Raw genomic sequence first — 13,381 nt, 5'->3', positions numbered from 1 at the left:
TACATTTTTATCCCTAGAACAATTTGGTGAATAATAAAAATCATCAGAAATTCCAGTTGATTATTGGTTGTTTCTGATGATTTTTTAGGCATTTACACAGATTCTTCTGAGGTATGAATAATTTGGGTTTTTATCTTTCAGGGCTTGCTTCAATTCGCTAATTTGATATTCATTTAGTTCGACTTTCATACCTTATAGTATACAGCTATTTTTGTTTTTTGTTAAGTATTAGATCAAATGAACACGGTTCATTTACCCCTTTTTGCCCCTCCAAGATAGAAAAAAGCCCTGCTTCAACGAGCAAGGGCTTTAAAACGTTGACCAATCAACGATTATTTTTTCAAGTTGTAGAATGATTTCAAACCTTTGTATTCTGCAACTTCACCAAGTTGATCTTCGATGCGAAGCAATTGGTTGTATTTAGCGATACGGTCTGTACGTGACAATGAACCTGTCTTGATTTGTCCAGCGTTTGTTGCAACAGCGATATCTGAGATTGTTGAATCTTCAGTTTCACCTGAACGGTGTGATACAACCGCAGTGTAACCAGCTTCTTTAGCCATTTCAATCGCTTCGAATGTTTCTGTCAAAGTACCGATTTGGTTAACTTTGATAAGGATTGAGTTAGCAGCTCCTTCAGCGATACCTTTTTCAAGGTAAGAAGTGTTAGTTACGAAGAAGTCATCACCAACCAATTGAACTTTATCGCCAAGACGCTCAGTAAGAACTTTCCAACCATCCCAGTCATTTTCGTCCATACCATCTTCGATTGTGATGATTGGGTATTTTTCAACCAATTCAGCAAGGTAATCTACTTGCTCAGCAGCTGTACGAACAGCAGCTCCTTCACCTTCGAATTTAGTGTAGTCGTAAACTTTGCGCTCTTTATCGTAGAACTCAGATGATGCACAGTCAAATCCGATGAAGACATCTTTACCTGGTACATAACCAGCTGCTTCGATAGCTGAAAGGATTGTTTCTACAGCATCTTCAGTTCCTTCAAATTTAGGAGCGAATCCACCTTCATCACCAACAGCTGTTTCAAGACCACGACCTTTAAGGATTTTCTTAAGTGCGTGGAAGATTTCAGCACCGTAACGAAGAGCTTCTTTGAATGTAGGTGCACCAACTGGCAAGATCATGAACTCTTGGAATGCGATTGGAGCATCTGAGTGAGATCCACCATTGATGATGTTCATCATTGGAGTTGGAAGCACTTTAGCGTTGAAACCACCAAGGTAGTTGTAAAGTGGTACATCAAGGAAATCAGCAGCAGCACGAGCTACAGCGATAGAAACACCAAGGATTGCGTTCGCACCCAATTTACCTTTGTTTGGAGTTCCATCAAGCGCGATCATAGCACGGTCGATAGCTTGTTGATCACGAACATCATAACCGATCAATGCTTCTGCAATGATGTTGTTAACGTTGTCAACAGCTTTCTGTGTACCAAGACCTAGGTAACGAGATTTATCTCCATCACGAAGTTCTACTGCTTCGTGCTCACCAGTAGAAGCTCCTGAAGGAACCATACCGCGACCAAATGCGCCTGATTCTGTATAAACTTCTACTTCAAGTGTTGGGTTACCGCGTGAGTCAAGGACTTCGCGAGCGTAAACATCAGTAATAATTGACATTTCTTACTCTCCTTATGAGTTAATTTTTATTACCTTTCTATCATAACGCAAAAAAAGTGGTTTTTCAAGGGAAACTTTAGAATGGGTATTCATACGTTGTCATACACCCCCGAAAAACCAGCTATAACAAGGCTTTTGGCTGTTTTAGGTATCCATATCCGTTGTTATAACCACTTAGATTTCTAGCAAAAATCTAAGCAAAATCTAGCAAAAATCTAAGTATTTTTTTACGTTTTACGAGTTCAGTAGGCAAGAATGGCGTGGCAATCAGCTACGCTTTTTTTATTGCCTAAATCAAGTATAGCACAATCATAGTAGATCATAACTAGCGAAAAAAGCATACTTTTTGAATACAAGAGACCTTATACTAACCTTGGAGTATTTTATCCTAGCCTTAGGGTAATCTTAAGCTAAAAAAGACTGTGGTTTTACAAGTGTAGTTAAGACTACGGTTGTAAAACCAAAACGAATGTATCCTCATGCTTCCTTCTTGGTTCGTTCTGTTTCCTACTGTACTCCACTGTTACTATATGGGTGTCAGAATGACCTAATGCACTAAATTAGTGCGTCAGATTATCTGTGATAGGATGTTTTGACCTATCATCTTCATCAGCATGTCGTCCCTTTCAGTATCAAATCTAGACTTTCTTCGGCTTTCCTTTTCAGCGTGAAATACTTGTTCCTGTTACGAATATCTAGATACTCCATAGCCTCATCACAAGTTTTAGTATTGACGTATGTTGCCAGTAAAACGTGTCTAAAAACCATGTCTGGCATAGTCATAATAACTTGAATGATTTCCTCTCTTCGAGCAACTAGCTTTTTTATTTCCTCGGTATTGTATGCTGTTATATCCACAATCGCAATATTCTTGCTTTCCTGGGATGTTCTAACACCTCCGCTAACTTTCATATCAGACCACGAGGTAGAGGTCAAAACTGACAAAAATCCTACCTGTTTTTGAGTGCTTTTGGTTAGGCAAGTTCCAGCAATCCAATTCAACCAAATCCCAGCAATCACGCGCTGTTACTGTGTTTGTAGAAACACGGTCATTTTAGAATACTGTGAAAATCCATAGGGGGAGGGGGTCGTACGCGAGAAATGCAAATATCTCCGTAATCAACCCCACCACCGGTGGCGAAACAAAATTTAAACTCAATTTTTTTCAAGGTGGGGGTGTTCTACAATCCCCCTCATTCACCCTGTGTGGCATTCTAGTATTCTATGGGATAATCTTACCATCTAAGTCCTAACGCTTCAAATTGGCATGCTCTCGTTCGTCTCTATTGATTCTGTGGCGCGTGAGTTGGTAAAAGAAAAAGCCTAGCTGACTGACTAGGCTCAAACTTGCAATTCTTCCCGAATAGCTTTCTGTAAAAGTTGACTAAAATTGATTTTGTTTTCTTTTCCGACTTCAACAAGCCAACTAGGAAGGGTAACTGTCTTGTTCACTACTTTAGAACGCTCCCGTTCACGAACCAACTCGGTATCTACGGTAATAGCTTGGATCATATCGCCATCACTCACTAACTCACTGGCCAACGATTTGAAACTAGATGGATTCGGAAACTCTCGTCCCTCATCTTCAAACATAACGGTAAAGATTTCAAGCACTTCACGGGCATTATACTGGGCTTCCTTCAAGTTACCTGCTTCACTGATAGCACCTTGGAAGTCGGGAAAGCTGATTGAGTACCCGCTTTGTTCTGTATCTTCTTCAAAAATTGCTAGGTAAGTGTATTTCATAATGATTTCATGTAAGCCGATAACCAATCAAGGTCAAGGGGACTCACTCCCCTTTTTCACCTTGATTCAAGACACTCAACATTTTGGAAAGCGTTCCAGGTCTATAGTCTTTTTCCTTGGGGTTACTGATAAGTAAGTTTCTACCGTCAGGGTGTTGCCATAAGGTGTGCGACCCTTTACCTTTGACTGTTGGGTAAAAACCTGCTTTTTTAGCCAGCTTTTCAATTTCCCGCCTCGTGGTCATCGGCTTACCTCCTTCCCTTATCTTTAATTATATTATACACTTGTTTACAACATTTGTCAATAATGACACGTATTTTCTACAAATGTTTTGAGTTGTGTCCAAAAACGGACGTCACTAGTTAATCTTTATTTTCTGTAAAGCTATCGGATTTTATTCTCGTATTTTCTAGTAATATCACCCACCCAGCAACTCATCTAGTTCCTTCATGGCTCTAGTCCTAGCCCGCTGGATGGTGGCTTTGCTGACCCGTAAAGTCCTAGCTACTTCATCCCAGCTATTGCCATTGATATAGAACAATCGGATAACCAAATTGTCCAGCGGATCAGATAAGGATTCGATAGCTTTTCTTAATTCCCAAGATTCATCCAAGCACGCGCCATACTCCGCTTTTAATTCTGCCAATCTATCAACTGCGCTTACAGTTCTATCCTCGGCGGTATTCCTATTGCTGTTGCTCCGTGGGCTATTCTCAAACTGCTGGGAAGGTATCGGGTTACTCTCCAAGTATTCTATTTCTCTTTTGATTTCTTGCAAACGTTCAGGCGTTTTCTTAAGTCTGTTCAATCGTTTCTTAATATCAGTCATAGCATTATTCTACCACCCTCTAAGCCATAAGGTGTGGGCTTTATCCATGTACTTATGGAACTTCCTCCAGCGATTCAGATAGTCGGGCCATCTCATCCACTTGGGACGATTTGGAAAATCTCCATAGCTAACATAACCCCTTGGCGGTTTAAAATTCGGATCTAGCTTTCGGATTTCCTTCAACGCCATATCCCACCAATACCCACAATCTGTTTTGGTTCTGTTCCGTGTCTGCTTATAGATCCCTTGGCACTCACCGCAAGCCATTGACCCGACAACTCCATATAATACCCGTCGCTTTGTATCACAATCAGGACAAACAAAATACCATTGCTTACCGCCATAGTTAGCTGGCCTTCCCTCAAGCGGTATGTACTGACTACCTAAAAACAAGGATTCAGCTTCTAAATCGATTTCAAACGGTTCACCGTCAACGTACCCTATAGCGTGTGGGTCGGGCTTAATACTTGTGAATTGTTCTATGGTTAGCTTCATCATCACTATACACCTCAAAATGCCCAATTATGTAGGCAAAAAGGCGCCCCACTTTGGGGCTACCTTGCTTTGCTATCGTTTAGACTTCAACATTCTTCAGGAATTCTGTATAAATTCCGTCATGATCCAAGGCTTTCATCAGCTTCAACACGTTAGGCGGTAAACATTGATTGTTATAACTGTCTATCCCCGCCATGTTCAACACTTTCAAAAGATTTGCGATAGTTGTTTCCGCATTGGCTAAGGCTACGATAAGCGTTTCAGTATCTAGCTTACCTTCTAACTGTGCCAATTCGTAACGTTTTGACTGGTAGCGGGTGAAAAAGTCCTGTACTGCTTCGATATACTCATTTCCTATCATGTTATTGTTTCCGATTTGCATTTTTCTTCCTCCTTCTTAAATCAATATCCCTAATTTTTGCATTTTTTCCACTAAATAGGTACATGGGTTAGTCCATCCCAACCGTTAGGAATGTACCTGTTTTTCACGAAACCAAGGATATAGTCATTATCTGACTTGTATTCCTCAAGCGTCGTCTTGGTCACTTCTGGTTCAATGAATTTCTTAAAGTTCTCCATGTTCAAAATCTTAAACAGAACCCACTCTAAAAGCTCCCTGTCCTTTAGAAATACTTGCTTGATTTCTGGGCGCTCCTTCTGTCCATTAAAATCAGCGTTAAAAGGAACGATACACAAACGCCTATACCAGCCTTGCGACTTGTTTCGACTGTTAGGCAAACCATTGGCCGAGAAAAGACACAAAGGCTTCGTGGTTAGTTCTACAGGTTTTTCATGCTTGGGATTGATCATCACGGTGTCCCCTGTGGCTATACTCATCAAGTCAGAAACTTCATCCAAATACTTGTTACTAATATCATCACCAATATTACAAACTTTACCGAGCAACATCTCTGGTTTATGCCCTTCGAACTGGTCAGGTCGCAAGGCGGCTACATTCTCTTGGCCTATCAAATTCTTTAGTAAATCTTGATAAGTCCCTTTCCCGTTGTTCCCATCTCCTAGAAGGAGAACAATTTTCCCCCTTGTATAGTTGGGATTGATAGCTTCATTCATAATCTGCCATAGGAGCGTAACCACGTCTTTATCACCTACTGCAATACCTTCCAGCCACTCATCAAAATCAAACCAGCCTCCAAGTATTGGCTTTTGAGCTTCTGGGTTGTAGCTAGTCTTAATTTTACTAGTGATGATATACTGGGGCGCGTGTGGTCTGAAAGTCTTGTCCTTAAGATTAAAGATTCCGTTGCTCACGGGAATAAGATTTCTATCTTCTAGCGGTCTTCTCATCTTTATCATGGTTCTTAGTTGCATTTCAACCTCTTTGTAGTGTGGCGACTTCAAGCGACCATCAAAAGCCCGACACAACCGCCAAAGTAAGTCCCGACTATGGGAGTATACCCCACTATCCCAATCAAATGTATAGACTGGGCTACTGTCTGAAATTCCACCCCGACCAATAAAAGTGAAATGGCATAGCTTGTTCAAGTTCTCTGCGACGTCAACGGGGGAAGGTATCGGGATTTTTGTTTCAACTTCGCCTTTTCTCGGTCCTTTTGAGATAATCTTTTCTTCAGTGTGTTCTATTCTCCAAAACTCTCCAGCTTGCTTGATTCTGCGGTACAAGTCCGCCATGCTCTCAATCTCATTAAAATCATGCTCAGCTTCCGCCTGATTCATGCTTTGGGTTAATTCTTCAATATTCATCTATAGTCCCAGTCTCCTTTTTTCGATTTCTCGTTCTGTGATACTCTCAAAAGTTCTGTTAACTTCTTCAATCGGCAACGGGTTGGCCGTAACACTATTGGCAATTTTTGCCAGTTCGTAAGCCGTGGGTACATCACACCGAACATACTTCGAGTAGAGAAGTCCCACAAATCTAGTAAGTGCAACGTTTCGCCCTCCTTCATCTCCTAAGCCGTTCAAGAGGGTTTTAATGACCCGCATTGTGAGGGAGTCCCCGCTGTAAGCCGTTGAGATATCTCCCGAACTTCTAGGAGAAACACTGCTAGCCGAGTCTGTTTTTTCAACTTTCTGTACAGGATAATCCTGACCTAGATTCTGGAAGCGAATAGCTGTAGCCATTGCTTGTGTCTTCACGGGTAAACCTTGTAGCTGCGACCATGTTAGAGAAGCCCCGTCGTAAGGTAAACCGATTTTATCCCCTATCTCTCTGACAGTAGCTTTATAACTAACTTCATCCATTTCCTCACTTGGCTTCACTACTACCCTGTACTTCGGCTTTTCTAAGCTATACGAGATGGTTGGATAGATCAAGAAAGTGTAGTCGCTCAAAACTTCGCTTACTGCTTCGAAAAAATCATCTTGATCCTCCAGTTCGTCATAATCAAGAAAAATCAAATCACGCGCTACAAGTGTTTTGTTACTACGCTTGTATCCCCCGTCTGGTTCAACTTCAACTGTTCCAGCGATACAGTAGGGGGCTTTACTCTTCTTCCATTGTCCCAATCCCGCTGTAGGTGGAACGGGTACAGGCTCTAAGGTGGCCAAATAGCCCCACGAACTCCTATCAGAACCTACTGGGGTCAGTCGTCTGTTTTGTACTCCAATACTTGTATAAATCATTTTTCTGCTCCCAAAAATTTCAGTACGTCACTAACTCGGTAATAGGATTTTTTGCTATTCTCAACTGGGGGCATGTATCTTTTTAACCCCAGCGATTCCCAACGCTTCAAGGTGCTTTCCTTGATGTCTAACTCGTCCATCAGTTGCTTTTGAGTCATAAGCCCTAAGATTCTTTCAGGCGGTCGGGTATAGGTCTTTAAAAAATTATCGATCAGATCAAGAATTGACCTCATCAAGTTATTTTCTGTCTCTTTACTAAATATCTTCATGATTATACTCCTCCAGCAATTCATCACGGCGATTCAGGTCAGCCATGATAAGCACGTCTAGGCGCTTACCTTCTGCCTGATGCTGCGCCTGTAACTCTCTGATACCTTCCAGCCGTTCCATGTCATTCCTTGGAATATAGTGACCGCTATTGATTCCACGCTTTGCGACAATCGGTACACCATACCTGGTAATTAAACGGCTGATAATCTCCCGAGTTCTGCGGACGTCAATCCCTAGAATTGTGGCCAATTCGTTTGTATTGATAGGCCTGTCACTCCCAACGGGTATCAATCGCAACAATCTGATTTCAATGTCTGTCATTCAATTCCTCCGTTCTCCTAGCTGACCAAACCAAGCAAAATGTAATAAATAACCATAGGATAATCAGAACAAGGCAAACAATCATAACAATAAAGCGGGATGGTTCTAGTTCTATCATTCATTCCCTCCTAGTTGTAATAGCGACCAGCAAGCCAAATATATCGGCCATAATCGGGGTTTAATTCCATTGTGGTAGATTCTTCCACGGGTTCGATTTTCGGCTCGTCTAGGCTGATTCTAGTCGGTCTGTATCTAAGTACCAGCCATAGCAAACCCAGTAGAACTAAAACGACTACTGTCTGCCCTGTTAGTGATAAGTTTAGTTCTGTGATCACGCGCCTACTCCTTTGCTTTCTGCTTGATAATATTCAGTTAAAACACTATTGGCATGTTTCCCGTGTTCTACCAAGGCATCTATAGCTAACGATAGAACAGCCCTATATTGATTCTTAGAACCGCAGAAGTTGTATGTATCTTCTTCATTTCGCATATCAATAGGCTTGGCCAAGAAACTTTCAACTAAACTTAAAGACTCTACAAGGTCGTCTATTTGTGCCAGTAAGTCATCATAATTATCTACCACTTTATCCATAACTTTTTTTGCATCCATAGCTTCTTACCTCTATTTCTGATATAATTAAATAAATCCAATAACCTATGTCCCTTTCAATAACCTTGCCTACATTGGTGTTGATAGTGATTCGGTTGTTTCGATTTTTAAAATTTTGTGCTGACTCATTGGCTGATTCCCAATGGGTCTTTTTTTTATGTCTGCGGTACCATTTCGGTACTTTAGACTTTACTGTTCCTGTTTTCTTATACTTTGCTGTTCTGATTTGTTATCCCGCCCTAGTTGTTTTTGGCGGTAGTCGCGGAATAGTATTCTTTGGTTATGCTTCTGTGTTCATCCAAGATAGCCCGTAAGGCATAAGCTGGAACAGCCATTGTCTGTGTTAAATTCTTCAAATCCTTCTAAGACTTCCAAGACTTGACCAACGCTATTTATTAGCCCGTCATAATCTGTCAGAATGTCATAGGTTGATAGTGTTTTTTTGTCTGTCATTGCTTTCCTCCTAAGCCCGTTTGTTTTTATTGTAAATTGCCTGTGAAACGCTGATAGGTAGCCCATACCGTTCTTTGACCGTCATAAGTTCTACAGTCTCATCAAGAATAGCTTCCCTATCCTTCAACATGGATTCACTCATCTCATTCTTTTTAACCATCTTGGGAAGACCATATAGATTGGATACCGCCTTGTTAGCGATAGTATTCGCTTTGATATGGTCAACCTGACTAGCATGTCCTAGGCCATCACTCAAGCGCTTCATGGCTTGCTTTTGATGTTCCTTGTCTAACATTCGAAAGACTTCAAATCCCTCTAGACCTGTCGCTTGACGTAAGTTCTTGATCACTTCAAAAATCCAAGACTTAAACGCTTTAGCTTCTTTCTTGCGACTTGAAAAAATCGTCTCATAGATACCAAACTCGTTTACTATTAGCATTTCTTGCATTCGGTTCTTGCTATCTTTTATGGGGTGCTTTGAAACGACCTCACGGGGTAGCCGTTGTTTTATTTTCCGCTGATTCAATCCCAAAGCGTTGGCGATATCAGCAAGCACTGCCCACCATTCGCCTTCATGATCTACAAACCGAATGGGATAGCCGTTCCATTGTTCTGTTTTCATGGTTGTACCTCCTAACTGAAAAATAATTCATCAATGGTGATATCAGGTTCAATAGCCCGAACCATGTCACGGATTTTCAGCATTTCACTTTTTGAAAACGAGGTCTTGCCTGTTTCCTTGCTACTGTAAGCCTGCTTTGTGATTCCTAGGATTTTACCCATATCTGCCTGCGTATGCCCCAGCATAACCCTGTACCCTCTGAGTTTGCTCATGATATTCCTCCTTCTTTTAAAAATTCCCTCCCCATAGGTTGAAAGATGAAAGGTGTTGGGGAGTCGCACAATTTAATTGTGTTTGATAAGTATCGTACACAATTAAATTATACTTGTCAATGATTTAATTGCAAAAAACACAAAAAAGTTGTACTTTGTCTAGCTTTTAGTATATAATCTTCTATGAAAGGTGAAAAAATATGAATAGGTTGAAAGAATTACGAACAAAAAAAAAACTAACTCAAAAAGAGTTAGCAAAAGAAATAGGTGTACACTATAGGACGCTCCAAAACTGGGAAACCAACGAAAGCCAGATCAAACCCGATAAAGCTCAAACACTTGCTGATTATTTCGGGGTTACCGCCGGATATTTATTGGGCTACAGCAATGATTTCTTCAACGACGAAACAAAAGAACTGGATAAACTTTTAAATAAATCGGTAACTCTAGAAGACGGTACTCCTGTAAATCGAGAAGATTTCCAAAATATTATGGTTGGAACAGAAGATGATGAAACGTTAGTAAAATTCGGTAAGCTAAAATTGATTAGTATAATGGGACAAGCTCCTTCTGAGATATGGGATGGTTTGAATGATGATGTTTTTAGAATGCTCGCAGTCGCACCCTCCGACTATATCTCTTTAGTTGCTTTATGGTCTCTTTTATCGCCGAAACAAAAAACAGCTACACTCAATCTTATACAATCTTTTAATTTTGGGGAAGATAGTGATTAGCAAACTTCCCACCTTCCGAGGATACCCATATCAAAATATTTTCTGTAATCGGTTCTGACCGCACCATCTAACCACCCCACGCGCCCAGCGGTTCTATTCAATAGCTGGGTTTTCCTTATAAGCGAAAAGGTTAGCAAAAGTTAACATTATTATTTGAGGTTCTAAAAAAACCTATTTTCACATTTTGGCCATTTTGACAAAATAGTAACCATGATAAGCGGGGCTATTCTCTCAAATTCGCCAAAACGTAAAAAGCCTTACGAGGTGACAGCTCGCAAGGCGGTATTAAACTTGGGTATCTGACAGACTTATCAGATAAACCTATTATAACATAGTTCAAACGTGGCGCGTGAGTTCTCCCTCTACTACCTTCCAGCTTCTTCCCTTACAATCTACCACCCAATACGATAGACAGCCAAATTGGCAAGCTCTCGCTTAAAATTTCATGATACCTAAGTCCTTTTCAATAACCTTGCCTACTGTAGAAAAGAGGTCAATCATGAAAATCAATCAAATCAAAAAGAAAGACGGGACTACTGTCTGCCGTGCTAGCGTGTACTTGGGAATTGATTCAGTAACTGGGAAACAAGTCACTACAAAAGTATCAGGACGAACCAAAAAGGAACTGAAAGAAAAATCTAGGCGGGCCATTTTAGATTTTGAAAAGAATGGGGCAACTAGATTCCAATCCGTCAACATAAGCACCTACAAGGAACTAGCTTCATTGTGGTGGGAGAGTTACCGCCATACGGTCAAGCTAAATACTCAACTAGCTGTAAAAAGTCTACTTGATAATCATGTCCTACCCATCTACGGGGCTATCAAGTTATCAAAATTGACCACGGCATTTATTCAGCAGACAGTCAACCAGCTAGCGGATAAAGCCAATAAAGGGGAAGCTGGCGCTTTCTTGCATTATCACAAAATCCACGCACTCAACAAGCGAATATTACAATATGGCGTTGTTATCCAAGCAATTCCCTTCAATCCAGCTAGGGAAGTCATTCTCCCCCGTAACCTTCAGAAAGCCAAACGGAATAAGATTAAGCATTTTGAAAACTCGGAACTGAAACAATTCCTTGACTACTTGGATAATCTTGACCATAATCGCTACCGCCATTATTATGAAACGGTGCTATATAAGTTTCTGCTTGCTACGGGTTGCCGTATCAACGAAGCTTTAGCCTTACACTGGGAAGATATTGATTTTGCTGGTGGGGTTGTATCCATCACAAAAACCATCAATGCTAGGTTACAAATCACCCCGCCTAAATCCAAGGCTAGCGAAAGGGATATAGATATAGATTCCCAAACTATCAGCATGCTAAAAGAATACAAGAAACGCCAAACTTTGGAAGCGTGGCAATTAGGGCGGACTGAGACAGTTGTATTTTCGGACTTTATCAACGAATACCCTAAAAACCGCCAACTTCATAGACGGCTCTTGATCCATTTCAAAAGGGCGGATGTCCCTGATATTGGTTTCCACGGATTCCGCCATACCCACGCCAGCTTGCTACTAAACTCAGGTATCCCTTACAAGGAACTCCAGCACCGTCTTGGCCATTCCAATATATCTGTAACTATGGATGTCTATAGTCACCTATCAAGAGAAAGCGCAAAAAAAGCCGTCTCATTGTTTGAGAAAGCCATGGGTGATTTGTAAAATATCTAGCAAATATCTAAGCAAATTGAAAAAGACAAGAATTTAAAACCTTGAAAATCGCATAATATCAACGTTTAGGCGGTGTCACTTCCGCAAAAGTGGTTTTTCAAGGGAAAAATTGGATACCTGTGAAATAAATTGCAAGATTTTTCTTCCACCAACCCTATTAAAAAGTGCTATACTGGGAGCATGGCAAATCTAGAAAAAACACTAATGGAAAAAGCTGCTGGTTCAAACCGGCTAGATCCAGATCAACAACGAAAATACTTAGAAACTTTTCAGGAACGCGTTATCTGCGACATTCCGGTAGCTGAGGCTAAGGAGCCAACTGTCAAACAGGCTCTCCCAAAAATCCTATCCTCCTTAAAAGTCCACTATAGCCCTCTCTACCTCAAAATTTCACCTGTCCTCCCCAACGACCTACAATTGGCCTATCTCAAAATGGGGAAAGACCTTAACATTCCAACAACTATCGTATCAGATGAGTGCAGTCGTTCTCCCTTTGGACTCATTGTCCATACAGACCATGCCCTTGAACTAGAAAATACGAGCATTCAGACCTACCTTCCTGAGCAAAAGGAAGAAGCCCCGATCAACACTAAAAAAGGATTTTTCCGTAGACTCTTCAAAAACTAAAAAGAGGCTAGGCAAAAAATCTTCGAAATAGAAAACAGCTTAGAATTACATCGTTAAAAACGTTGATTCTAAGCTGTTTTTATCTATTCAAATTTCAAGTGAAGCCGAAAATTGTTCGTAAGCGCCCAATAACAGAGTATATTGACAAAACTCCAAGATTATAAGCAGATTGCTTTTAATCTTGGAGTTTTCTTTATCTACAATTCTCTTGGATTTTTGGAGCCCATGGTAAATAAGCCTCTAGAACCTCTTTTTTTACGAGAGTCTCCTCGTTTGGCAAATGTTCTAGAAGATAAGCTATATATTTTTCACTATCAAGTTGATGGACTTTGGCTGTCTCAAGCAGAGTCATGATAATAGCACTTGACTCTGCTCCCTCTAAACTTTGGGAGAATAGCCAATTCTTACGTCCCATAACCAAGGATTTAATAGCCCTCTCTGCCAGATTATTAGAGAGAACTAGACGTCCATCTTCCAATACAGTCTTGAATGTGGACTCATAATCCAAACTGTATTTAAGAGCACGGCCTAACTTAGACTCTGGTA

General features: G+C 40.8%; 19 protein-coding genes. 3 read left to right on the top strand and 16 right to left on the bottom strand.

Going from position 1 to position 13,381, the window contains the following annotated elements:
* Positions 1-332 precede the first annotated feature (332 nt).
* The 15 genes from eno to E4T71_RS06655 form a co-directional block, all read right to left on the bottom strand.
* A complete protein-coding gene (gene eno, locus E4T71_RS06720; protein ID WP_135038330.1) occupies positions 333-1,637 on the bottom strand; it encodes a surface-displayed alpha-enolase in 1,305 nt (434 codons plus the stop codon).
* A 609-nt stretch (positions 1,638-2,246) separates the two neighbouring features.
* Positions 2,247-2,657 carry a DUF1492 domain-containing protein gene (locus E4T71_RS06715; RefSeq protein ID WP_306766724.1) on the bottom strand — a complete coding sequence of 137 codons (411 nt, stop codon included), beginning with the start codon at positions 2,655-2,657 and terminating at the stop codon, positions 2,247-2,249.
* Positions 2,658-2,978: 321 nt separating this feature from the next.
* Positions 2,979-3,383, bottom strand: a complete 405-nt coding sequence (locus tag E4T71_RS06710) for a type II toxin-antitoxin system HicB family antitoxin (RefSeq protein WP_135038328.1) — start codon at positions 3,381-3,383, stop codon at positions 2,979-2,981.
* Between the two features lie 43 nt (positions 3,384-3,426).
* Entirely contained in the window at positions 3,427-3,627 is a 201-nt protein-coding gene (locus E4T71_RS06705; RefSeq protein WP_135038326.1) for a type II toxin-antitoxin system HicA family toxin, read from the bottom strand.
* A gap of 174 nt (positions 3,628-3,801) precedes the next feature.
* Positions 3,802-4,212 carry an RNA polymerase sigma factor gene (locus tag E4T71_RS06700; protein WP_135038324.1) on the bottom strand — a complete coding sequence of 137 codons (411 nt, stop codon included), beginning with the start codon at positions 4,210-4,212 and terminating at the stop codon, positions 3,802-3,804.
* Positions 4,213-4,221: 9 nt separating this feature from the next.
* Positions 4,222-4,710: a hypothetical protein gene (locus E4T71_RS06695; protein ID WP_135038322.1), complete on the bottom strand. Its 489-nt coding sequence runs from the start codon at positions 4,708-4,710 to the stop codon at positions 4,222-4,224.
* Between the two features lie 76 nt (positions 4,711-4,786).
* Complete coding sequence (locus tag E4T71_RS06690; RefSeq protein ID WP_135038320.1) at positions 4,787-5,089, bottom strand: hypothetical protein; 303 nt, start codon at positions 5,087-5,089, stop codon at positions 4,787-4,789.
* Between the two features lie 50 nt (positions 5,090-5,139).
* Positions 5,140-6,432 (bottom strand): phage/plasmid primase, P4 family, encoded by a 1,293-nt coding sequence (locus E4T71_RS06685; protein WP_135038318.1) that lies wholly within the window; start codon positions 6,430-6,432, stop codon positions 5,140-5,142.
* The gene (locus E4T71_RS06680) at positions 6,433-7,311 is read right to left on the bottom strand and encodes a primase alpha helix C-terminal domain-containing protein (protein ID WP_135038316.1); all 879 of its coding nucleotides are present in this window, start codon (positions 7,309-7,311) and stop codon (positions 6,433-6,435) included.
* Positions 7,308-7,580, bottom strand: coding sequence for an XRE family transcriptional regulator (locus E4T71_RS06675; RefSeq protein ID WP_135038314.1), 273 nt, complete (start codon positions 7,578-7,580; stop codon positions 7,308-7,310). The genes E4T71_RS06680 and E4T71_RS06675 overlap by 4 nt, the downstream gene beginning before the upstream one ends.
* Positions 7,567-7,830 carry a DNA-binding protein gene (locus E4T71_RS06670; RefSeq protein WP_228062369.1) on the bottom strand — a complete coding sequence of 88 codons (264 nt, stop codon included), beginning with the start codon at positions 7,828-7,830 and terminating at the stop codon, positions 7,567-7,569. Before E4T71_RS06670 ends, E4T71_RS06675 begins: the two co-directional genes overlap by 14 nt.
* A gap of 403 nt (positions 7,831-8,233) precedes the next feature.
* Positions 8,234-8,512, bottom strand: coding sequence for a hypothetical protein (locus E4T71_RS06665; protein ID WP_135038310.1), 279 nt, complete (start codon positions 8,510-8,512; stop codon positions 8,234-8,236).
* 294 nt (positions 8,513-8,806) lie between these two features.
* Complete coding sequence (locus E4T71_RS09810) at positions 8,807-8,965, bottom strand: hypothetical protein (RefSeq protein WP_167758485.1); 159 nt, start codon at positions 8,963-8,965, stop codon at positions 8,807-8,809.
* 10 nt (positions 8,966-8,975) lie between these two features.
* On the bottom strand, positions 8,976-9,587 hold the full coding sequence (locus E4T71_RS06660; protein WP_135038308.1) for a BRO family protein: 612 nt from the start codon (positions 9,585-9,587) through the stop codon (positions 8,976-8,978).
* An 11-nt stretch (positions 9,588-9,598) separates the two neighbouring features.
* Positions 9,599-9,799 (bottom strand): helix-turn-helix transcriptional regulator, encoded by a 201-nt coding sequence (locus tag E4T71_RS06655; protein WP_135038306.1) that lies wholly within the window; start codon positions 9,797-9,799, stop codon positions 9,599-9,601.
* A 200-nt stretch (positions 9,800-9,999) separates the two neighbouring features.
* Between E4T71_RS06655 and E4T71_RS10240 the strand changes: the two genes are divergently transcribed.
* From E4T71_RS10240 to E4T71_RS06640, 3 genes are all read left to right on the top strand, one after another.
* On the top strand, positions 10,000-10,533 hold the full coding sequence (locus E4T71_RS10240) for a helix-turn-helix transcriptional regulator (protein ID WP_228062368.1): 534 nt from the start codon (positions 10,000-10,002) through the stop codon (positions 10,531-10,533).
* A gap of 499 nt (positions 10,534-11,032) precedes the next feature.
* The gene (locus E4T71_RS06645) at positions 11,033-12,199 is read left to right on the top strand and encodes a site-specific integrase (protein WP_135038304.1); all 1,167 of its coding nucleotides are present in this window, start codon (positions 11,033-11,035) and stop codon (positions 12,197-12,199) included.
* A gap of 189 nt (positions 12,200-12,388) precedes the next feature.
* The gene (locus E4T71_RS06640; RefSeq protein ID WP_135038302.1) at positions 12,389-12,835 is read left to right on the top strand and encodes a DUF1694 domain-containing protein; all 447 of its coding nucleotides are present in this window, start codon (positions 12,389-12,391) and stop codon (positions 12,833-12,835) included.
* Between the two features lie 193 nt (positions 12,836-13,028).
* Here E4T71_RS06640 and E4T71_RS06635 read toward each other — a convergent pair.
* A partial coding sequence (locus tag E4T71_RS06635) for a transposase (protein ID WP_135038300.1) occupies positions 13,029-13,381 on the bottom strand: 353 nt, incomplete at its 5' end.

The sequence above is a fragment of the Streptococcus sp. WM07 genome (genome assembly GCF_004570525.1).
In the GTDB taxonomy this organism is placed as follows: domain Bacteria; phylum Bacillota; class Bacilli; order Lactobacillales; family Streptococcaceae; genus Streptococcus.
The sequence above is the reverse complement of the archived record's forward strand: the minus strand, read 5'-3'. Positions and strand labels throughout refer to the sequence as shown.

What these genes read in the sequence shown, in the direction of transcription:
- E4T71_RS06700 (WP_135038324.1), bottom strand. Translation starts at nt 4,212, where the DNA reads ATGACTGATATTAAGAAACGATTGAACAGACTTAAGAAAACGCCTGAA.
- E4T71_RS06645 (WP_135038304.1), top strand. Translation starts at nt 11,033, where the DNA reads ATGAAAATCAATCAAATCAAAAAGAAAGACGGGACTACTGTCTGCCGT.
- E4T71_RS06680 (WP_135038316.1), bottom strand. Translation starts at nt 7,311, where the DNA reads ATGATTTATACAAGTATTGGAGTACAAAACAGACGACTGACCCCAGTA.
- E4T71_RS06660 (WP_135038308.1), bottom strand. Translation starts at nt 9,587, where the DNA reads ATGAAAACAGAACAATGGAACGGCTATCCCATTCGGTTTGTAGATCAT.
- E4T71_RS06690 (WP_135038320.1), bottom strand. Translation starts at nt 5,089, where the DNA reads ATGCAAATCGGAAACAATAACATGATAGGAAATGAGTATATCGAAGCA.
- E4T71_RS06685 (WP_135038318.1), bottom strand. Translation starts at nt 6,432, where the DNA reads ATGAATATTGAAGAATTAACCCAAAGCATGAATCAGGCGGAAGCTGAG.
- E4T71_RS06665 (WP_135038310.1), bottom strand. Translation starts at nt 8,512, where the DNA reads ATGGATGCAAAAAAAGTTATGGATAAAGTGGTAGATAATTATGATGAC.
- E4T71_RS06695 (WP_135038322.1), bottom strand. Translation starts at nt 4,710, where the DNA reads ATGATGAAGCTAACCATAGAACAATTCACAAGTATTAAGCCCGACCCA.
- E4T71_RS09810 (WP_167758485.1), bottom strand. Translation starts at nt 8,965, where the DNA reads ATGACAGACAAAAAAACACTATCAACCTATGACATTCTGACAGATTAT.
- E4T71_RS06710 (WP_135038328.1), bottom strand. Translation starts at nt 3,383, where the DNA reads ATGAAATACACTTACCTAGCAATTTTTGAAGAAGATACAGAACAAAGC.
- E4T71_RS10240 (WP_228062368.1), top strand. Translation starts at nt 10,000, where the DNA reads ATGAATAGGTTGAAAGAATTACGAACAAAAAAAAAACTAACTCAAAAA.
- eno (WP_135038330.1), bottom strand. Translation starts at nt 1,637, where the DNA reads ATGTCAATTATTACTGATGTTTACGCTCGCGAAGTCCTTGACTCACGC.
- E4T71_RS06705 (WP_135038326.1), bottom strand. Translation starts at nt 3,627, where the DNA reads ATGACCACGAGGCGGGAAATTGAAAAGCTGGCTAAAAAAGCAGGTTTT.
- E4T71_RS06675 (WP_135038314.1), bottom strand. Translation starts at nt 7,580, where the DNA reads ATGAAGATATTTAGTAAAGAGACAGAAAATAACTTGATGAGGTCAATT.
- E4T71_RS06655 (WP_135038306.1), bottom strand. Translation starts at nt 9,799, where the DNA reads ATGAGCAAACTCAGAGGGTACAGGGTTATGCTGGGGCATACGCAGGCA.
- E4T71_RS06640 (WP_135038302.1), top strand. Translation starts at nt 12,389, where the DNA reads ATGGCAAATCTAGAAAAAACACTAATGGAAAAAGCTGCTGGTTCAAAC.